This window comes from Candidatus Mycosynbacter amalyticus (genome assembly GCF_025273655.1).
GTDB classification, from domain to species: Bacteria; Patescibacteriota; Saccharimonadia; order Saccharimonadales; family Saccharimonadaceae; genus Mycosynbacter; species Mycosynbacter amalyticus.
Genome location: NZ_CP045921.1, coordinates 295,525 through 315,053, shown reverse-complemented (window position 1 = coordinate 315,053; position 19,529 = coordinate 295,525). Strand labels below are relative to the sequence as shown.

The following is a 19,529-nucleotide window of genomic DNA, read 5'->3' as shown; positions in this document are numbered from 1 at the left end:
GGTAGCACGAAGCGGATACGGGCAATATTGCTATTGGTTAAATGTAACGGTTTTGATGAGCGCGTCAAAATCAGGCTTAAACGTGTTGGCGTCGGTGCGGATCGTGAGCGTTTTGTCTCGAATCTTGTAGACTACAGCTGAACCTCGGATGTTTTCGCTGAAGTTGCCATCGTAGCGTGTACCGGTATTTCCCTGGGATGTTGTCGCCGACGAGGCCAAGTCCCCGTTGTTCACCTTCGACTTGTAGCTTTCGATCACCTGGTCGTAATCACGCTCCTCGACGGTCACTCGCAGCGCAAACTGCTCTGTAGCGCTCACCTTTGGTACGGTGACTGGGTGGAGGTATGCCTCGTATTTGCCGCCCTTAGTAGGATCGCTCGCAATATAGACACTCCATGTCTTGGGATATTTAAATGTCACACGTCCATAATCGTCTGGGCCTACGAAGTCACGATTCGGTTCTTTTTCGCGTTCAGCAAACTTCTTCTCGTCAACTTCCTGCTGAGCCTTTTCGGCTTCAACTACGGCTACTTTGATCTGCCCGTTCACGTCGGTGCTTTTGGCCTGATACTGCGTATATGCCCAGATCGATAAGCCGCCAAATACGACAGTCGTAAGACCGAGGATAATCACCGCGATCAGTAATAGCGAAGCGCCGCCTTCTTCATGTTTGTGTAGAGTATTCATGTCGCCCATTATACTTGTGGTTTCTCGGGGTGTAAAGGAGAAATGTGATACAAAAAATGCGCACGATGTTGACGTGTGGCCGCGACACTCGGTACTGCGAAGCCATAGCTAACAAACTCGAGTGGCCGCCCAAGTCGCGCAGCCTCTTGCTCAACTTTTTGATACATTTTGGCGATATCACGGGACTCGCCAAACGTGTATACCAGCGTTACATCATCAGGAAACTGCGTTGTCCAAAGATTACGTAGCTCCACGCGCGGGCGCGGCTTTACATGCCGTAAGCGTAGTCGCGAGGCTACGACGAGGAACGGATTGAGCTCATAGCCGACAGCTTGCGCACCACGCAGTGCGGCAGCTCGCAGCACTACACCATCGCCACTGCCGATATCGAGCACCACATCGTCCTTGCCAAGCGGCCGTAGTTCATCGAACGCTTCAGCCAGTTCTCGCTGCTGCGTCGGTACGTACGGTGCGCCTACCAGTACCGTGCCAAGAAATACCAGGAGTATCACTGCCACGATGACTACAAAAATTGTCAGCATGCTATTTGCCCGAGTCGCTCACCTGCTCGATAGTATTTTTGAGTCCCGCGATATCGCGCTGGATCTCGTCGGCAAGCTTCTGTGCTTGTTCATAACAAGAGGTCGCCTGCTCGAGCACAAATTCATCACTGTCGAACCACGCAACAGCTTGCTCGAGTTGTTCGATTTTTTGTTCGATTGTCGTATCATTATTTTTTGTCATAACTTTTTACCTCTGCAGTTAGCGTATAGGTGCTGCTCTCTACTTCTATCATACCACCTGGCTTTGCATCACCGCGCACGAGCGCATAGCCACGCGCCAACACGTGCGCAGGATTGTAGGACTCAAGTAAGCGCGCATGCTGGCCGACCCGTACTTCAACTTGCTCTAATTGACTCGAGATCTTTCGATACATCTCGAGTCGCAAACCCTGCACATACTCCGCTCGTTGCAATATCAGCTGCACCATACGAGGCGCAAGGCGCGAGGCTAGCGACTTGACGCGAGTCGACACTTCACGTTTGTCCGGCAGAAGAAGCTGTGCGGCATTGCTTGGTGTCGCAGCGCGCACATCCGCCGCCAGGTCACTCAGTGTCACATCGACCTCGTGCCCCACACCCACCAGAGTTGGTGTGCGACTGGCAGCAATCGAGCGCACTAGCTGTTCGTCATTGAACGCACTCAGATCATCGGTACTCCCGCCGCCGCGGATGATCACCAGCGCGTCAAGTGGTGTTTCAAGCTGATTGAAATACTCGATAGCTCGCACCATCGCCTCTGGCGCATCGAGCCCCTGCACTAGTGTGTGATACACCTTGAACTCCACGCCGCCCCACCGCTCGTTGGCGATCTTCATAAAGTCACCGTAACCGGCCGACTGCATGCTCGATATGATGCCTACGGTACGTGGTATCGTTGGCAGCAATCGCTTACGCTCCGGTGCAAACAATCCTTCGGCATCTAGCTTGGCCTTAAGCAACTCAAACCCTTTTTTGATACTACCCTCACCTACAGGTTTGATCGCATCGACTGTCAGGCTAAATTTACCAAAGTTTGTCAGCTTGGGCCTGGCCCGCACTGCCACTTTCATACCGTCTTCAAGCGGTACTCGCAGCGCAAACACCATCATAAAACAGCCGATGCTCGCTCCTGCATCTTTGAGATTAAAAAACACGAACTTACCCTGATTGACCTTGAACGATTCTACCTCGCCCTCCACTACAACAGTTGGATAGGCGTATTCCAGCGTCTGATTTGTGCTTGCGACAAAATCAGAGACGCTAAACGCGGGTAACTGGCTGTTTTCCATGAGTCAAAATCGCTTGTTGATAAAATAGGTAACCTGCAGCAATCGTACCGAGCATCAGCAGTACACGCGTGAGCAAAATCGCAAGTAATGCGATCCCAGGTGGAATGCCCGCAACCGTGAGAAACGCCACCATGATCGCTTCGTATGCGCCCGCACCGCCTGGTGTAACCATGAAGAATCCAGCCAATCCCGCGAGCCCGTAGGCGATCACTAGCGGCGCTGGATTGACAGGATGCCCCAGCGCCAAAAACGACACATAAAACATCGCGACTTCAACAACATTGAACACCAAACCCCATAGAAACGGTACTACCAGCACTCGCAGATTTTTGCGAATAAACGTATAATCGTCGCGCACTTCTTCGAAAAACGCGCGGATTGCATCCTCTTTCATGACGGGTCCCACACGACCAAATGTCGCTAAGCGCACCGTCGTATTGACCAGGCTTGTCAGTCGTCGCGCAAACCCACCGACACGCTCCTTGTGATTGAGCAAATACATTACGAGTAGCATCGCCCCACCCATAATTACGACAAGCCCGATCGACGAGCCAACAACCCAACGATTGATATTGCCGTCAATCGCCATCAGTACAATTGCAAGCAGCAACAAAATACCAAATGAGAGAAATGCCGACACCATACGCACTAGCTGCGCGGCTGTCGATCGGCTTGCCGACACCCCATAATGCTTGAGTCGCCATCCCATGTACGAAATACCGCTCACGCCTCCACTCGGCAGCACATGATTGACGAAATTCATCTCAAGTGCTAAGCGCGGCAACGTCAGATTGGAGATGTTTTTGATATGCTTCTGTCGCTTCAGGTATGCAAAAATCATCTCACCCGCTGCGTAATACGAGACAAACTGCAATGGGATGAGGAGTAGTAAAATCCAGAGATTCACTTGGTCGAGCAGATTGTATGCTTTCTCGATCTCATGGCGCGCCAGGTACAGTACCAGCGCCAGAAAAGCGACGGTGATGATACTCACCCATGTACGGCCAGAAATTCCCTTCAACATATAGTCTTAGTGTAGCACGTCGCGGCGCGTTATGCCTCAGGCCGTCAGGCATGTATACTGGTGATATGTACATGACAATCCTCGGTCGCCAGAGTGCGCTTGGACTTGCAGAGCTGGAGCGAGCCTACGGTAGCGCACGGCGTTTTTCTGCTAGCGTCGCCACGCTCGAGGCAGCACCAGATGTCCTGAAGCTTGGAGGCTCGCTCAAAACAGGTCGTGTCGTGTTGACACTCCCCAGAGGCGAATGGCGTGACGTGCATACAAAAATTATGCAACACTACACAAACCAGTGGAAGTCAAGCGATCATAAGATTACTCTCGGCATAAGCGTCTATGGCTTACGTGCTACATCTAGAGATATTCAGCGCACTGGTCTTGAGCTCAAAAAAAAACTTAAGCAGCACGACACGAGCCTGCGCCTCATCCCCAACACAAGCGCCGCACTCAACACAGCCACTGCGCATCACAATAAACTCGGTCTCTCACCAACCAAAGTAGAGCTACTCATCGCAAAAGGTAGTGATGGCACGATTATCATCGCTGAAAGCACTGGCGCGCAGCACATCACTGCCCTCGCTCGCCGCGATCAAGGGCGGCCCAAACGCGATGCATTTGTCGGCATGCTGCCGCCCAAGCTTGCTCAGATTATTGTCAATCTTGCCACCGGCTCACGCCGGGCGCCACTCACCGTGCTCGATCCGTTTTGCGGTACCGGGGTCCTCCTCCAAGAAGCCATGCTCATGGGCTACAATACCTACGGTACCGATCTTGCAGACAAAATGATCGATTTTTCTGAGGTCAATCTCGCGTGGGCACAACAAAAACTACACGCGCCTGGACAGTATCGACTCAGTCAAGGAGATGCGATGGCAATGCAGTGGCAGCCCCCTATCGATGCGGTGGCCTGCGAAACATACCTTGGTCAGCCGTTCTCGGCACCACCATCGCCCACCAAGCTACGCGAGGTTCGAGGCAACTGCAATCACATCATCGTGTCATTTCTTGCCAACATCGCGAGTCAACTTGCATCGGGTACGCCGCTCTGCATAGCCGTGCCCGCATGGCGTGCGACCGACGGATCGTTTACACATTTACCTCTCACTCGCGAGCTCGAATCATATGGATTCCGGCGTATTGCGCTCACTTCAGTTGAGGCAAGCGAATTACTTTACTATCGCGAAGACCAAGTTGTTGCTCGCGAACTACTCGTGATCGAAAAAATATAATTACCCGCATCTAGGCAGGTAATTATATTTTAGTTCTTCGTATGGTCTACTGTGGTCTATTTAACTGTTGCTGTCGCATTCACAGAAGAGACGCCGGTTGCCGCGCTAGATGGAACCACCTCAAGCGAATCATAGATCGCCTTCGCTGCCGCATCACGTGCCGTCTGAGCCGCTGTCTCTGTTGTCGCACAAGCAGTGGTAGGTGCAGTGTAGACATAGTAGGCATCCCCTACCTTCTTACCGGCCTTGCTGGCAGTCGAAGTGCCAACTTTGACATCGGTCGTGTAACGAGCCAGTACTGGCACATTGCCAGTAAATGCACATGGGTGCGTTGCCGCATCACCCGTGCCGGTCGTCAACTTGACGAGCGTCTTCGTCGACAGGGCAACTGCGTCAGACGCAGTATCTGCTGGTGCTACCGTATAGCCAAACACAATCGTCTTTGTCGCATCAGTCTCTTTGAAGCGCACACCAAGACCTTCGATCGTGCGATACCCGCTACTGTCTGCCGCCGCTTGCTGTTCGGCTGTAGCTTTTTTCAGCTGAGTACTCAGTGAGCTGTTTGTAGCTTGAGCGCTTGTCAGCTCAGACTGTGCCGCAGCCAATTGATCATTTGTATCCGCCACTTGCATATAGAAATAGCCAGCTCCAGCCAGAGCGATCACGAGCAACACACCGAGAAGGCCAGCCAACAGGCCAGCTTTACCTTTTTTCGGCTCGTCTTTAGACTGCTCTTGTTTGCGCAGAGCCTCGACTAAAGGATTTTTGGCCTCATCCGACTGAGCTGTTTCTTTCTCGAGATCTACCGGCGCCGTCATTACTTCCGCCTCATCGATCTCTTCCGCGGCAATTTCCTCTTTCGAGTCGGGCTTGGTATTCTCGGCACTTTCGATGCCCTCTATGCGACCAAGTTCGCGCTCTTCCTCACTTACTGATTCTTCTGGCTCTTCATTTGGCTTAGATTCGTCAGTTTTTGTATCATCATCACTTAGTACAGCTGTAATATCAATTGCATCTGCTTTTTTGAGTTCTTCGGGATCGACACCAGATGTCAAGCTATTGCTATCCTCCTCTTTGTCCGTGTCGTCAGTTTTTGTATCAGCCTCGTCGTCAAACTTAACAGCTACTTTTCTCTCGTCGTCCTGCTCAGGTTTCTTCTCTGGCTCATCAGCCTTCGCCTCACCTACGACTGGTTTTTTCTCGTCGTCGTTCATACTGCTTACCCTTATTTACTTATCACCATAGTACATGGAGGCGTATGTCGGGTCAAGTACGCTTGACGTATAGGGGTATTTCCGGTACAATGGTGTAGATTATTCAATAGAAACTATAAGGAGTTACTCTATGTCAAAAGTCAAGGCAGGTGGTTCAAGTAAAAACAACCGCAAAAGTCCCGGCAAACGACTTGGCGTCAAACTGTTTGGCGGACAAGCAGTCAAAGCTGGTCAAGTGATCGTACGTCAGACGGGCGCTACTAAGCTTGCAGGCGATGGCACCTATATCAGCCGCAACTTTACGATTCATGCAGCCAAAGATGGTGTAGTAGAGTTCAAGAAGGTCAAAAAAGGCCTCTTCACTGGCAAGACAGCGCCCCGCACGCAAGTACACGTCAAGTAATCCCACCTCGCGAGATTAGATAAGCAAATACACTCCACCGCGAGTGTATTTGCTTATCTATGGCTTGATTGATGAAAACCAGCTACAGAAGCGGAAGCCACGACATAGCTAAAAACCTCCCGGATCACGGGAGGTTTTTGTAAATGTAGAACGCAATTATTGATCGACTGGAAGGCCGAGGTGATGTTTGACCCTGGCAATCACATCACCAATCACCACTTGTGATTTCACCAAATATTCATCAACACCCAGATTCTCAGCGCGCTCTTTATCCTTCGGCTGGCTTAGAGCAGTCAGCATGATCACGCGCGTATTGGCTGTTGCTGGCGTATTACGAATAATATCGAGTACGTCGAAACCGCTAATCTTTGGCATCATAGCGTCAAGTAATACTAGATCTGGCTTGTATTCCTGAATACTAGAAAGTGCGTCTTCACCATTAGTCACTAGCTTTGTTTCAAATCCTTCAAGCTCAAGCCTAGAGCGATATACTTCTGCAAGTGTCGTGTCGTCTTCTACGAGGAGAATTTTCTTTTTGGTATCCATAGACCTCATTGTACTCTACTCACCACTCAAAGCACAAGCTGTTACTGCGAGAGCTGCTGCAGCGCCGTATCAAGCTGTGGGTCTTTGTCGGCATTGACATCGTCTTTCGTCAGATCTACCTTTGTATCTGGCGCTATACCCTCTTTAGTAATGTTTTTGCCATTTGGTGTATACCAGCGTGCTACAGTTACCTTCAACTGATCGCCGTTCGTAAGATCTACGAGCTCTTGGACACTACCCTTACCGAATGATTTCTCACCAATCAGCTTCGCCTTGCCATGATCATGCAACGCACCAGCTACAATCTCACTGGCACTTGCCGAGCCGGCGTTGATCAGCACTACCGTTGGCGTATCACCCAACACTGGGTTTTTGGCGGATTTACGTTCATCTACCACTTTGCCGTCGCGACGCTCCGATACGACCACTTGATTGTTCAGCCATACGCTCGCCGTATCGATACCCGCTTCTAGATAGCCGCCGCCGTTACCGCGAAGGTCAAGTATCACGCCTTTCACGTTTTGCCGCTTCATATCTTCGGCGCTAGAGCGCACTTTGGTGCCAGTATCTTTGTCAAAACGACTTACCGTAATAATACCCACCCCGTCCTTCACTTTTGACTCTACGTCCGGTGCAACAATCTTCTCGCGTGTAACTGTGAAATCTTTTGCCTGTCCATCGCGCTCAATAGTAATTTTGACCGTCGAGCCGACATCACCGCGCACTTTGTCCACTACTTCATCGACAGTCAGCTTCTGTGCCGATTCACCGTTGATACCGATGATCACATCTCCCGCCGCCAGGCCAGCTCGCGAGGCGGGAGAGTTGTCGAGCGTACGGATTACTGTCACTTTGTCATTGCGATTGCCCAGCTCCGCGCCGATACCGCCGCCGATGTTACCCGACAAATCATTTTGCAGATCCTGAGCCTCTTTGGCGGTAAAATACTGGGTATAAGTATCACCCGCAGCTGCTACCAGTCCTTTGTTTGCACCCTCTATAAGCTTCTGCTCGTCGAGCTTGCCGTCAAACTTGGCATTGAGTTTGCGATATGTCTCCTGCAATGAACTGGCATCCAACTGGTCGGTGCTCACCTGCACGCCAAATGTCCCGCCTACCATGCTAAGAAGCTCCGTGCCGCGCGTGCCTGCGACAAAGCTCACTGCAGATGCTACAAGCACCGCAATTATGACAAATGTCGCACTAAAAGTTGTTGGTTTTGCGGTTCCGCGTGCTGGGGCGTGCGCGCTATGAGTCGGCTGTTTGTCTGCCACTGGTTTCCTCCGTTTTTACTCATATAAGTATACCGCATTTCAGTACGAAATGCGGTATTACCATAACAATTGTGACTCGGCTTAGAAATAGATATAGGTGAGGCCGGCTGCCGAGCGAGTATATTTACGATATAATCCATCCCATTCAAGATTATAGTCACTTACCGTGATAGTGCCGTCGGCATTGACGCTCTCAACATACATTACATGGCCATAATAGCCGATAGGCCACATAGCTACCGAGCCGGCGCGTGGCGTACTACCACTCTGAATACCATAGGCAGCAACAGTTGAGGGCCATTGACGTGCGTTGCCCGCGCCGCCGAAGTGCGGCACGAAGCGTCCAGTACTTGCTACCTTCCAGGCGGCATAGCTCACACATTCGCGAGTATAGAGTCCCCAAGGGTCAATATACGCATCAAGCGGTGCATTTGCCCACACTCCAGGGTACCCACCACCACCAGGCGTACCAGCGGGGATCGAACCACTCCAGCCACCGCCACTCTTGGCTGCAGCAGCTGCTGCAGCTGCTGCAGCTCGGCGATTCTCTTCGGCCTGCGCAGCGCGAAGGCGCTCTACTTCGGCGTTTTTGGCATTTGCCTTCTGGCGATACGCGTCCTCTTGACCACGAGTTTCTTCTACGATAGCTGCTTTTTCGGCTTCTTTATCAGCAAGCTGTTTGCGCTGCGCCTCTTGATTGGTCAGTTCGCGTTCTACACCCTGCTTTTGCTCTTCAAGCTGCTTCTTGAGGGCAGCAATCTTATCAATTGTATCGTCAAGCTTATTCTGCACTGCAGACTGCTGCGCTTGTTTGTCTACGAAATCACCAATTGTCTTGCTACTCGCGATCATCTCAAGCGTCGAGGTGCTAGAATCGACATACATATCGGTGATTGTGTTGCCGAGTGCTTTTTTGTTATCCGCAATCTTTACTTCGCTGTCTTTGATATCACTCGCAAATTTATCGCGGCGTGCTTCACTTTGGTGAATCTGATCTATGATAGCGGCTTTCTGCGCCTCTATCTGATCGAGTTCAGCCTGCAACGTATCGGCCATACGACCGATTTCTGCAGCCTGTGCGCCGTTAGCGTTTGCCTCTTGTTGTGCGGCATTGATTTGTGCGTCGTAATTAGCAAAAGCCGTCTTGCCAATAGCAATAGGTGTCGAAATCGCCATAAGCACTGCGCATGCAACACTCGCTGCCTTGGCAGCAAACGATTCCGAAACTGGTGTGGTGGACCGTAGTTTCATTACTACCTAGCTTAGCATAAGCGTTTTCGTGACGTCAAGCATTCACTGTTGTAGCTTTTCGCACATTAAATCTTGAGGTATTTACGCGTCGCAAACAGAGACGAGATGACGCCAATCAGTCCGCCTGCCAAGATCATCCCTGGCAGTACAAACCCGATATAAAGTATCAAACTGTCGAATGTACCACTCACCGCAATACCGTACGACTCCAGCTTTGGTGCTGCAAAGTGAAGCGCCAACAGACCAAGTACAGTTGCAATCAGTGCTGCAATAAATCCATAGACCACTGCCTCTACTACAAATGGCCCCCGGATAAATCCTTTATCGGCACCGATCAACTTCATCATCTCAATCTCCTCCTTACGGTTGAAGATTGCCATGCGAATAGTATTGAAGACGATTAGGGATGAGATTGTCACGAGGATTACACTAATTATTAGTCCCATCTTCTCGGCGAAATTGACCCAACGACCAATATTAGCGATCGCATCACGCTTATCGCCCGCAAACGACGCCGGCCTATCTGGATCACTCACCTTTTTGTAGAGTTCGTTATTCTTAGTAAATTCTGTCAATGCAGCAGTATCGTTAATATCCACCACGTTGACACGAAACGTACCTGGAAACTGTGCATCTGCGAGATTGAGTGCATCAAGCGCCCGTGGGTTGTTCTTATTTGCTTCGGCATAGTTTGTTCTCGCCTCTTCCGGGGTCACATAGGTCACCTTTGTCACACCTTCGACGTTCTCGAGTGATGCCTCAAGCTTATCGACATCTTTTTCGCTCGTATCAGATTTCACATATACAGACATATCGACTTTGTTGCGGATCTCGGCCACACTATCCAGCAAAATGTTGCGCGACACGAGCGTCATCAAGATCACAAACAGTGTCAATGTCATCATAGCCGTAGCCGCGATTGTCAGCCACGCGTTGCGACTAAAATTATTAATGCCGTAGCGACACATGCGCACAAACGTCAGCCACTGGCGACGGCGACGTTTTTTGAGTGCGAACAACTTTGCCTCTGATTTGTTGTTACCTCGACTCATTGCTTATAGCTCCCTGATACTTGATCACTGGTAATCTTGCCATGTTCAAGCGTGATCACACGACGCTTGAGCTTGTTGACAATCTCAACGTTGTGCGTCGTGAGCAGCACGGTTGTGCCGTAACGATTAATTTTCTCGAGAAGTTTTACAATATCCCAACTGTGACGTGGATCAAGGTTTCCTGTTGGCTCGTCTGCGATGAGGATTTTTGGCTGACGCACGATTGCACGCGCAATTGCCACACGCTGGCGCTCACCACCAGAGAGTTGCCTGGGGAAACTTTTTTCTTTGCCGGCAAGCCCTACTAGCTCAATCACCTTTGGTACCGTTGCCTTGATCTCACGATTAGTCATACCGGCGATTTCAAGCGCAAATGCCACGTTTTCGTATACGGTACGCTGTGGCAATAGTTTGAAATCCTGGAATACTACACCGATTTTGCGGCGCAGTAGCGGAATATGTTTATCTTTGAGATTATCGTAGTCGATACCGCCAACCACGATTTTGCCGCTGCTTGGCTTCTCTTCGCGCGTTAGGAGCTTGAGCAGTGTCGATTTGCCCGCGCCGCTCGTACCCACGAGTATCACAAACTCTTTCGGTTCGATATGCAAACTGACACGATTAATCGCCGGTTTTGCTGCCTTGCCATATGTCTTGGTAACCCTATCTAACAGAATCATTACTATATGTAGTATAGCATAAGCGCTCGCGGCTTCAATTCTCTAATCTTCATCATAGCCGACAGGCGCCGTCACGACTACTGGATATTTGCGCCGGTGCCAGCGCATAATCCGCTCAAACACGACCGACCCGTACGGGACATTACCTGCCACTAGGCCACTCCCGAGTCGCCACATACCCCACTCCATGCTGCGTGCCGTGGCAAGTAGTAAGCAGAAAAAACTCAGGAAGAATACGCCGTGCAGCGTACCCGCGATACTCACGAAAATATCTGCACCCGGCATGCCAAGTTTACGGCTTATAACAGCCGAGATGAGGAGTGTCCAGCCTACCGCCTCGGTAAAAGCCGCCAGGCGGAATAACATCCAGGCATCCTCATCCGAAAACCAGTGAGTTTTGTCGTAGAAGTGCCGCACCCTGGCCTTCATTGTGTTACAACTCTGCTACTTTCTGCACGTCATGCGATACGATAGTATCGTGTTCGTCGAGCGTAAATGAAGCCCTTATCTTGGCATCCTCCGCGAGTACCATAGGCAACCAGTACACGTCATCGGGCCACATATCATCGTACGGCACTTCATCTTCGCGGTACCACTCTGGTCGCATCTCTTCGCTCTCGGTCGGCTCCCCCTCCCAACTATCACTCGTGTACACTGTCACATTCATAGTGGTTCGTTCGCCATTGTAGAGTTCATCAAAACTAATCTGCGCCACCTTATCATACGATAGCAATTTTACGCCAATTTCCTCCCAGGTTTCTCGCACAAGTGCCTGCTCGACAGTTTCACCCGGCTCAAGCTTTCCCCCTACGCCATTCCAGCGACCAGCCCCAAAGCCACGTTTTTTCATCGCAAGCAATACCTCGCCCTCACGCCGAAGAAACACCAATGTCAGCGCTTTCATACGCTCTTTACTCATAGCTACTATTCTCCAGATACGACTCCATAAAACCATCCAGCTTGCCATCCAGTACCGCCTGCGGATCCTTTTCTTCGTACTTCGTCCGCGTGTCTTTGACGAGTGAATACGGATGCAATACGTAGTTGCGGATTTGTGAACCCCAGTTGGCGCTTTCACCAGCCTGCAAATCAGCTATTGACGCCGCATGTTGCTCAAGCTGCAATTGCGCGAGCTTGGAGCGGAGTATCTTCATAGCTGTCTCCTTATTCTGAATCTGGCTCCGTTCGTTTTGAATCGCTACTACGATGCCCGTAGGCAAATGCGTCACACGCACGGCGCTATCGGTGGTATTGACGCTTTGACCACCATGCCCACCACTACGATATACATCAATCTTCAGATCTTTGTCATCAATCGTCACCTCGTCTGGCGTATCAATTTGCGGCAGTACTTCCACGAGCGCAAAGCTTGTCTGGCGCAGATTGTCGCTGTTAAACGGACTTAACCGCACTAGACGATGCACGCCATGTTCGCCACGTAGCTTGCCATATGCATATGGCCCGACGATCTCAATCACGCTTGTTTTCACGCCAGCTTCTTCGCCGGTTGAACGCTCCACACTACTGGTAGTCATGCCTGACTTTTCTGCCCAACGCAGATACATGCGCTCGAGCATCTCGGTGAAATCCTGCGCATCGGTACCACCCACGCCCGCACTGAGACGGATAATCGCATTGTGGTCATCAAAAGCGCCTGTGAATCTCAGGGCTTTTCGTAGCTCATCGAGCTGTGACTCCATGGCAGTAATTTGCCCATCAAACTCACCCGCTAGTGTGTCGTCACCTAGCTCCATTAGCTCGGCAATATCACGAAGCTGCGCTGCAAGTGTTGTCCAGGGCGACACCGTACTATCAAGCGCCGCAAACTGCTTGTTGACCTCAGTTGCATGTGTCGGATTATTCCACAGTTCCGGCCGAGTTAGCTCATCCTCGAGCGCGTCTCGCTGCGTTTGTTTGTCGGCAATCTGGAGTTTGGCGAATAAGTCGTCGAACTCGCGCCTGAGATTATCGAGTCGTTTCTTCAGTGGCTGCATCGGACGCGGCCGTCTCTTTCTTGGTGATAGGTTTTTTGCGGACAATTGTAGTTTTAGGTGGCCAGATAGGTGTGAATTCCTCGGTTTTTGCATCGATATGGCGCAGACGTCGTACCAAGAAAGGATGTGAGCTAAACGTCTGCGTGAAGCGATTAAAGTAGTTATCCGTCATATACACTTGCCACTGCTGTGCGATATCGTTAAATGATGTTGCGACATCCGGCCCTACATGCACACCGATCAGCGACTCCTTCACCAGCTTGCCGTCGCGCAAGTAGCACAGTGCCAATCGGTCGGCTGTCAACTCTGCACGGCGCCCCCAGAAATCGAGCAACCAGCCGTTGAGTGTTCCAATCACCGGAATCATGCGTAGCAAGTTGAGATACGTCCCGATCTGCGTATGACGATACTTCACATGCGCCATCTCGTGCACCACCACAGCCTTGAGCTGCTCATGCGTTAGCCAGCGAATCGAGCCCGAATGAAGCACGATAGTGTACGGGGTAGCGAAACCGAACGCATAGGCATTGATCACTGGATCCTGCGTTACCATGATCTCTACTCGCGGCATATGCAGGTCTTTCGCCACTTGATTGCTCCACTCGCGCAGCCATGCGTAGTCGCTGTATTCCACTTGCAGCGCATTGCCAAGCATCTGCTGGCGCATCATACGGATAAGCGTGAGAATAAATGCCAGCGCGACGCCTACTACAATTGCGATACCGAACAAATTACCAAAAAAATCTTCGACTGGACTCGCACCAGTTTCCTCTGCAACCACTTCAGTACCATAGATAAACGATGCGATGCTGGTAAGAAACACTAGCCCCACTACCGCAAGCGACGCGAGAACGCCGATGGCTAATACTACATAATCACTCGTCAAGTTTGCCTGTCGGACAGCGGGATGCTCAGGCGGCGCAGCAGGCTGTTGCGGCACTATAGTAGTCTCTTCGTTCATTCTTCTCCTCGTATTCGTTCCTTTTAGTATAACACTCAGGCGAGCGTACCAACTGCTGAGATAAACTGATCACCACGATCCTTGTAGTCCCGAAACATGCCAAAACTCGCACAAGCTGGACTGAGTATTACAGCGTCACCAGGCTGAGACACCTCGGCAGCACGGGTCACCACGTCGGCCATCGTACCAGTTACTTCCTCGTAGTCAGCTACCCCCTCGCGCGCAAACGTCGCAGCAATACGTGCGCCCTCCTCACCGATAAGCAGCAGCTTGCGAACTCGTACGTCTTGCAATGTATGAGCAAGTTCCGCGAAATCAGCACCTTTGCTTGAACCGCCAAGTATCATAACTTTTGGCTGAGTAAACGCGTATGCAGCAGCAATCGCGCTACCCGGAGTGGTAGCGATACTGTCGTCATAGTAGCTCACACCCGATTTCTCTGCCACAAATCGCAGACGGTGCGGCAAACCTGTAAATGCACTCAGACCTTCTGCGAACTGCGTATCGCTCACTTCGTAGTTGAGACACAAACTCATAGCTGCACAAGCGTTGTCTTGATTGTGCGCGCCCGGTAGCTTGAGTGCGCTCGTCTCACAAATTGTGCGCCCTTTGGTAGTCACAAATTTGCCGCTTGCAACATAGACAGTTTCGCGCGCTGGATTGCCGTTGTCCTGGCTTGCATATTTTGCCGCCTGAGTGACGAACTCTGGCATATTTTCGGCAATTGCTTGGCTCCATTCGTTAGTCGGGTGGTACACTGCAGTGTCACTACGTGTCTGATATTTCACGATATTGGATTTAGCCGCGATGTATTCCGCGAAGTCTGCGTGCACATCGAGGTGATCCGCCTCGATATGCAGCACTGCCGCATGATGCGGTGAGCGTTCCGCGTCCCACAACTGGAAACTACTTAGCTCATACACAACAATGTCATCCGACTCGATATCTGGCAATACTTCTAGAGCGGGCGTACCGATGTTACCCACCAAATGCACCCTGTAGCCTGCAGCACTCAAGATACTTGCCACCAAGCTACATGTCGTGCCTTTGCCCTTGCTGCCAGTTACACCTATGATTGGTGCCGGGCATTGACGAAAAAACTCATTGGTCGCCGACCATACCTTTACGTGCGTCCCCAGCCTCGTCGGCGCGAGACCCGCTGTGCGCACAATCATATCAAACTCGTCGAGCTGCGTGAGTGCGTCTTCACCGATAATTGCCTTGGCACCTTCGGGTAGCTCGCGGCTCGGCTGCCGCTCATCAACAATCGTCACATCATCGCCACGCACACTCCAGTACTTATAGTTCTGCTCCCCCTCGATTCCGTAGCCAACTATCGCAATTTTCATACCCCTATTGTACCTAACCTTTACTCAAGACTTGATATAGAGCTCTTCAAGTAGCGTATTGAGTTCATTGATCTCGGCTTTTTCACCACTACCAACGGCCGCCAGTACCCATGTGTTTGTACGAATAAATTCGCGTGCAGTCTCAATCATACATTCACGGCTCGTATGTGTAATCGAATCCGGCACTTTCTCATAATCTTTTACTACGCCGTCACCGAAGTAGCGCGAGGTATAAAAATTACTAATCTGCGCCACCGTCTGAGCACCCATCTGATGACGACCGAGTGCGTATGATTTAGCCGCTTCGATCTCTGCTTGGGTAATTTCACCATCAAGCACCTGTCGCATCTGGTCACGGATGATCACAAATAGTTCGTGCGCCGCCTCATGATTCACCTGACCACCAAAGTCCCAGCTACTTTCATAGAAGCTCGCCGCAGCATCACTGAATACATTATACGACAGCCCTTTTTTGCGCGCCGTACCAAAAATGCGAGAGTGCATAGTACCGGTAAGCAAATGGTTAAGACACGCCATAGCGTCGAGCTCCTCATCGCTTAGTACGCGTGGCACAATATTTGACCAGCCAAACGTAATATTTGAAGCTTCTTTGCGACGGATAAGGCTTGCATTCGCCGAATGCATCTCGTCATGCGGTACCGCGAAATGCTCACCACGTGGCAGGGGCCATTCTTCGAGTTGGCGTCGAATCTCAGCCTTGCGTCCGTGAAGCTTCCCGGCAATCACAAAGCGCAGGTTATCACTCGTATGCGTACGCTTGTGGTGCTCGCGGATATCACGTAGCGTCACATGCGAGATCGTCTTAAGTCGCTGATTAAACGTCAAAATATCTTCACCCAGTAGCTGCTGCGCTTTTGGCCACAATAAACGGATGTGATTGTTAAGATATCCTGTCAGCTCGCTGCGTACGTTACCTTTCTCTGCTGCCAACTCATCTTCGTTGAACTTTGGCTGGCAAATTGATACCTCTTGGAGCTTTAGAATGTGCTCCCATTCAAAGTCGGCACATTCGGCCATATACACCATCGACAAATCACTTGTGTAGGCGTTGTGATACGCACCGTTTTTGGTAAACTCCGCTTCGAATTCATGCTCTGTCTTGTACTTCGCATTAGCACCAAACGCCATATGCTCCATAAGATGTGCTGTTTCGTAGATATCTTTATGCTTCACATAACGATTACCGGCGCGGAACTGAAACTCAAAACTCATTACTGTTGCACCAGGTACGTCGATGAGTAACCCCCGCGCACCGTTTTTGAGCCGGACTTCTTCTACTGTGTGCTTCATTATTTGCGGTTCTTCTTACGATTCTGTCGCTGTGCCTTTTTCTTCTTGCGGGCATCATTCCTGGCCTTGTTGGCGTCGTTGACGGTCTTGGCCTTCTTCACGGATGCGTCAAAATCATCGTCACCAATATGCGTCACACTTGCAACTTCGTTGACACCCTGCTCCACCGAGCTTTCAGCTAAGCGCGTCAGCTCTGTATCGTGGTCCTCTTCAAGCTGTACAGTCACATCGGTCGGGCGTAAATGCGTCAGCACCTTCAGTACCTCTTCGCGTAGTGTTGTCTGCAATCCTTCGAAGAGCTTTTGTGATTCGACACGGTATTCTACAAGTGGGTCACGCTGCCCCACACCTCGCCAGTGGATACCCTCGCGTAAGTGCTGCATATTTTCCAGGTGCTGCATCCAGAGCTGGTCAAGTACCTCCATGTAAACTTGGCGCTCGACTTTGCGAATCACCTCTGGTGTCAGAGCTTTTTCTCGCTCCCCGTAGAACTTTTCTACCGCCTCTACGGCCATTGTCTCACGTACTTTGTCACGCTTCTCGGCACCAATAGCCTTAATCTTTTCATCACCGATCGGGAAAATAGCCTCGAACTCTTCGGTAAATCTCTTGTTGTTCTTTGCAGGCACATTCGTGAGCTGGTGAACCGCCTCATTGATCAGGCGATCGATTTCATACTTGATGTCATCACCCTCTAAAATCTTGCGGCGAATTGCGTACACGACTTTGCGGTGACGGTTGATCACGTTGTCGTACTGCACCACGTTTTTGCGCGTATCGTAGTTATAGCCTTCGACACGCTTCTGGGCAGACTCAAGCGTCTTTGAGACCGTCTTGTTCTGAATTGGCATATCGTCGTCCACACCCAGACGATCCATGATACTTGCGATACGCTCACCCTGGAAAATACGCATCAGATCATCTTCGGTACTCACATAGAACTGCGTCTCACCGGGATCACCCTGGCGACCGCCACGACCACGCAGCTGGTTATCGATACGACGTGACTCGTGACGCTCACTACCGATCACCACTAACCCTCCTAGGTCTTTGACGCCTTCGCCAAGTTTGATGTCAGTACCGCGGCCAGCGATGTTGGTTGCCAGCGTAATAGCACCTTTTGCACCAGCTTTTTCTACAATCGCCGCTTCACGTTCGTTGTTTTTGGCGTTGAGTAACTCGTATTTGATACCTTCTTGATCTAGGTATTTGGCAATCATCTCGTTTTTCACGATTGACCCAGAACCTACCAGTACTGGGCGCCCCTGCTTGTGATATTCCTGAATCGCTTCAGCAACGGCTTTGAGCTTGGCTTTTTCCGTCTTATAGATCAAGTCTTCTTTGTCGATACGTGCCAGTGGACGGTTCGACGGCACTTGCACTACGTCCAAACTATAGATCTGGTGAAACTCTTCGAGTTCGGTGAACGCCGTACCGGTCATGCCAGCCAGCTTCTTATACAGACGGAAGAAATTTTGGAACGAAATAGTTGCAAGTGTCATGCTCTCTGTCTGCACCGCCACTGCCTCTTTGGCCTCAATCGCTTGGTGCAAGCCTTCGCTGTAACGGCGGCCATGCATGAGGCGGCCAGTATGCTCATCCACTATGATCACCTCGCCGTCATGGGTCACCACGTAGTCTTTGTCACGCTTGAACAAAGTTTGTGCTCGGAGCGCTTGATCCATGTGATACACGCTGCGCACATTGTCTGGCAGGTAGAGGTTTTTGATGCCCAACATTTTCTCAACTTTTTCGACGCCCTTGTCGCTTAGTGCGACGCTCTTGCGCTTCTCATCGAGGATGTAATCTTCTGGCGCCAGTTTGGCTGCGATTTTAGAAAACGTCAGATAGTGCTCTGGGTTTTCGGCCGCCGGTGCCGAGATGATGAGTGGTGTACGCGCTTCGTCGATCAGGATCGAGTCTACCTCATCCACAATGGCAAAGTTCAGCTCACGCTGACGCACTAGCTCTTCGTCGTTCACCATGTTGTCGCGCAGGTAATCGAATCCGAACTCATTATTTGTTCCGTACGTGATGTCAGCTGCGTAGGCCTCTTTGCGGCTCACTGGTTTGAGTCGGCGCATCTTCTCGTCATCGTGTGCCTCGTTGTCATACTCAGGATCATACACAAATGACGCGTCGTTGATAATCACGCCCGTAGAAAGGCCCAGGAAGTGGTAAAGCTCGCCCATCCAGCTCGCATCACGCTGTGCCAGATAATCGTTGACTGTCACAACATGGACACCTTTGCCTTCAAGTGCATTCAGATATACAGGTGCCGTCGCTACGAGTGTCTTACCTTCACCTGTTTTCATCTCTGCCACGTTACCTTCATGCAGTACGATACCGCCGATGAGCTGCACATCGAAGTGTCGCATACCCAGTACTCGCTGGCTCGCTTCGCGCGCCACGGCAAATGCATCGGGTAGGATAGCGTCGAGTGCTGATTTTTTCTTGCCACTCAGCTTTTTCTTCAGCACTTCCGTCTGTTTGGCGAGCTCTGCGTCACTCAGCTTCTTATACTTATCTTCGAGTTCGTTGATAACTTTGACACGCTTTTCCAGCGCCTTTACCACGCGCTTTTGGGGGTCGCCAAATACTTTCGTCAACACTTTTTGTCTGCTTACCATAGAGAAATCCCTCACTTCCAGAAAATTTGCAGCATATAACTACCCCTCATTATACGAGGTCACTCCGAAAATTTAAAGAGGTAAAAGCAGTGAAAA

At 50.8% G+C, this 19,529-nt stretch carries 20 protein-coding genes; 2 read left to right on the top strand and 18 right to left on the bottom strand.

The window, feature by feature from the left end; genetic code table 11:
• Positions 1-30 precede the first annotated feature (30 nt).
• The 5 genes from GII36_RS01685 to GII36_RS01665 are packed head-to-tail and all read right to left on the bottom strand — an operon-like array spanning position 31 to position 3,542.
• Positions 31-687 carry a hypothetical protein gene (locus tag GII36_RS01685; RefSeq protein WP_260763957.1) on the bottom strand — a complete coding sequence of 219 codons (657 nt, stop codon included), beginning with the start codon at positions 685-687 and terminating at the stop codon, positions 31-33.
• Between the two features lie 8 nt (positions 688-695).
• Positions 696-1,229 (bottom strand): class I SAM-dependent methyltransferase, encoded by a 534-nt coding sequence (locus GII36_RS01680; protein ID WP_260763955.1) that lies wholly within the window; start codon positions 1,227-1,229, stop codon positions 696-698.
• Position 1,230: 1 nt separating this feature from the next.
• A complete protein-coding gene (locus tag GII36_RS01675) occupies positions 1,231-1,431 on the bottom strand; it encodes an exodeoxyribonuclease VII small subunit (RefSeq protein WP_260763954.1) in 201 nt (66 codons plus the stop codon).
• Positions 1,418-2,518, bottom strand: a complete 1,101-nt coding sequence (xseA, locus tag GII36_RS01670) for an exodeoxyribonuclease VII large subunit (RefSeq protein ID WP_260763952.1) — start codon at positions 2,516-2,518, stop codon at positions 1,418-1,420. Before xseA ends, GII36_RS01675 begins: the two co-directional genes overlap by 14 nt.
• Positions 2,490-3,542 (bottom strand): lysylphosphatidylglycerol synthase transmembrane domain-containing protein, encoded by a 1,053-nt coding sequence (locus GII36_RS01665; RefSeq protein WP_260763950.1) that lies wholly within the window; start codon positions 3,540-3,542, stop codon positions 2,490-2,492. The genes xseA and GII36_RS01665 overlap by 29 nt, the downstream gene beginning before the upstream one ends.
• A 65-nt stretch (positions 3,543-3,607) precedes the next feature.
• Between GII36_RS01665 and GII36_RS01660 the strand changes: the two genes are divergently transcribed.
• A complete protein-coding gene (locus GII36_RS01660) occupies positions 3,608-4,768 on the top strand; it encodes a TRM11 family SAM-dependent methyltransferase (protein ID WP_260763947.1) in 1,161 nt (386 codons plus the stop codon).
• A gap of 56 nt (positions 4,769-4,824) precedes the next feature.
• Here GII36_RS01660 and GII36_RS01655 read toward each other — a convergent pair whose 3' ends face one another.
• A complete protein-coding gene (locus GII36_RS01655) occupies positions 4,825-5,982 on the bottom strand; it encodes a hypothetical protein (protein WP_260763945.1) in 1,158 nt (385 codons plus the stop codon).
• Positions 5,983-6,112: 130 nt separating this feature from the next.
• Between GII36_RS01655 and GII36_RS01650 the strand changes: the two genes are divergently transcribed.
• Positions 6,113-6,385 (top strand): 50S ribosomal protein L27, encoded by a 273-nt coding sequence (locus GII36_RS01650; protein ID WP_260763943.1) that lies wholly within the window; start codon positions 6,113-6,115, stop codon positions 6,383-6,385.
• A 156-nt stretch (positions 6,386-6,541) separates the two neighbouring features.
• Here GII36_RS01650 and GII36_RS01645 read toward each other — a convergent pair whose 3' ends face one another.
• The 12 genes from GII36_RS01645 to secA form a co-directional block, all read right to left on the bottom strand.
• Complete coding sequence (locus GII36_RS01645) at positions 6,542-6,931, bottom strand: response regulator (protein ID WP_260763941.1); 390 nt, start codon at positions 6,929-6,931, stop codon at positions 6,542-6,544.
• Between the two features lie 41 nt (positions 6,932-6,972).
• Entirely contained in the window at positions 6,973-8,205 is a 1,233-nt protein-coding gene (locus GII36_RS01640; protein ID WP_260763940.1) for a S41 family peptidase, read from the bottom strand.
• A gap of 81 nt (positions 8,206-8,286) precedes the next feature.
• Positions 8,287-9,456, bottom strand: a complete 1,170-nt coding sequence (locus tag GII36_RS01635; RefSeq protein WP_313900709.1) for a CHAP domain-containing protein — start codon at positions 9,454-9,456, stop codon at positions 8,287-8,289.
• 65 nt (positions 9,457-9,521) lie between these two features.
• Positions 9,522-10,508 carry a cell division protein FtsX gene (locus GII36_RS01630; RefSeq protein ID WP_260763939.1) on the bottom strand — a complete coding sequence of 329 codons (987 nt, stop codon included), beginning with the start codon at positions 10,506-10,508 and terminating at the stop codon, positions 9,522-9,524.
• Positions 10,505-11,194, bottom strand: coding sequence for a cell division ATP-binding protein FtsE (ftsE, locus tag GII36_RS01625; RefSeq protein ID WP_260764363.1), 690 nt, complete (start codon positions 11,192-11,194; stop codon positions 10,505-10,507). The genes GII36_RS01630 and ftsE overlap by 4 nt, the downstream gene beginning before the upstream one ends.
• Positions 11,195-11,230: 36 nt before the next feature.
• Positions 11,231-11,617, bottom strand: a complete 387-nt coding sequence (locus GII36_RS01620) for a DUF3817 domain-containing protein (RefSeq protein WP_260763938.1) — start codon at positions 11,615-11,617, stop codon at positions 11,231-11,233.
• Positions 11,618-11,621: 4 nt separating this feature from the next.
• The gene (locus tag GII36_RS01615; RefSeq protein WP_260763937.1) at positions 11,622-12,107 is read right to left on the bottom strand and encodes an 8-oxo-dGTP diphosphatase; all 486 of its coding nucleotides are present in this window, start codon (positions 12,105-12,107) and stop codon (positions 11,622-11,624) included.
• Positions 12,100-13,182, bottom strand: a complete 1,083-nt coding sequence (gene prfB, locus GII36_RS01610) for a peptide chain release factor 2 (protein WP_260763936.1) — start codon at positions 13,180-13,182, stop codon at positions 12,100-12,102. The genes GII36_RS01615 and prfB overlap by 8 nt, the downstream gene beginning before the upstream one ends.
• Positions 13,154-14,143 carry a M48 family metallopeptidase gene (locus GII36_RS01605; protein ID WP_260763934.1) on the bottom strand — a complete coding sequence of 330 codons (990 nt, stop codon included), beginning with the start codon at positions 14,141-14,143 and terminating at the stop codon, positions 13,154-13,156. Before GII36_RS01605 ends, prfB begins: the two co-directional genes overlap by 29 nt.
• Before the next feature lie 35 nt (positions 14,144-14,178).
• Entirely contained in the window at positions 14,179-15,492 is a 1,314-nt protein-coding gene (murD, locus tag GII36_RS01600) for a UDP-N-acetylmuramoyl-L-alanine--D-glutamate ligase (RefSeq protein ID WP_260763932.1), read from the bottom strand.
• A gap of 24 nt (positions 15,493-15,516) precedes the next feature.
• Positions 15,517-16,803, bottom strand: a complete 1,287-nt coding sequence (locus tag GII36_RS01595; protein ID WP_260763930.1) for a M16 family metallopeptidase — start codon at positions 16,801-16,803, stop codon at positions 15,517-15,519.
• Positions 16,803-19,433: a preprotein translocase subunit SecA gene (secA, locus tag GII36_RS01590; RefSeq protein WP_260763928.1), complete on the bottom strand. Its 2,631-nt coding sequence runs from the start codon at positions 19,431-19,433 to the stop codon at positions 16,803-16,805. The genes GII36_RS01595 and secA overlap by 1 nt, the downstream gene beginning before the upstream one ends.
• Between the last annotated feature and the right edge of the window lie 96 nt (positions 19,434-19,529).

Coding starts and splice junctions, on each gene's coding strand:
- GII36_RS01685 (WP_260763957.1), bottom strand. CDS start 687: ATGAATACTCTACACAAACATGAAGAAGGCGGCGCTTCGCTATTACTG.
- GII36_RS01680 (WP_260763955.1), bottom strand. CDS start 1,229: ATGCTGACAATTTTTGTAGTCATCGTGGCAGTGATACTCCTGGTATTT.
- GII36_RS01675 (WP_260763954.1), bottom strand. CDS start 1,431: ATGACAAAAAATAATGATACGACAATCGAACAAAAAATCGAACAACTC.
- xseA (WP_260763952.1), bottom strand. CDS start 2,518: ATGGAAAACAGCCAGTTACCCGCGTTTAGCGTCTCTGATTTTGTCGCA.
- GII36_RS01665 (WP_260763950.1), bottom strand. CDS start 3,542: ATGTTGAAGGGAATTTCTGGCCGTACATGGGTGAGTATCATCACCGTC.
- GII36_RS01660 (WP_260763947.1), top strand. CDS start 3,608: ATGTACATGACAATCCTCGGTCGCCAGAGTGCGCTTGGACTTGCAGAG.
- GII36_RS01655 (WP_260763945.1), bottom strand. CDS start 5,982: ATGAACGACGACGAGAAAAAACCAGTCGTAGGTGAGGCGAAGGCTGAT.
- GII36_RS01650 (WP_260763943.1), top strand. CDS start 6,113: ATGTCAAAAGTCAAGGCAGGTGGTTCAAGTAAAAACAACCGCAAAAGT.
- GII36_RS01645 (WP_260763941.1), bottom strand. CDS start 6,931: ATGGATACCAAAAAGAAAATTCTCCTCGTAGAAGACGACACGACACTT.
- GII36_RS01635 (WP_313900709.1), bottom strand. CDS start 9,456: ATGAAACTACGGTCCACCACACCAGTTTCGGAATCGTTTGCTGCCAAG.
- GII36_RS01630 (WP_260763939.1), bottom strand. CDS start 10,508: ATGAGTCGAGGTAACAACAAATCAGAGGCAAAGTTGTTCGCACTCAAA.
- GII36_RS01620 (WP_260763938.1), bottom strand. CDS start 11,617: ATGAAGGCCAGGGTGCGGCACTTCTACGACAAAACTCACTGGTTTTCG.
- GII36_RS01615 (WP_260763937.1), bottom strand. CDS start 12,107: ATGAGTAAAGAGCGTATGAAAGCGCTGACATTGGTGTTTCTTCGGCGT.
- prfB (WP_260763936.1), bottom strand. CDS start 13,182: ATGCAGCCACTGAAGAAACGACTCGATAATCTCAGGCGCGAGTTCGAC.
- GII36_RS01605 (WP_260763934.1), bottom strand. CDS start 14,143: ATGAACGAAGAGACTACTATAGTGCCGCAACAGCCTGCTGCGCCGCCT.
- murD (WP_260763932.1), bottom strand. CDS start 15,492: ATGAAAATTGCGATAGTTGGCTACGGAATCGAGGGGGAGCAGAACTAT.
- GII36_RS01595 (WP_260763930.1), bottom strand. CDS start 16,803: ATGAAGCACACAGTAGAAGAAGTCCGGCTCAAAAACGGTGCGCGGGGG.
- secA (WP_260763928.1), bottom strand. CDS start 19,433: ATGGTAAGCAGACAAAAAGTGTTGACGAAAGTATTTGGCGACCCCCAA.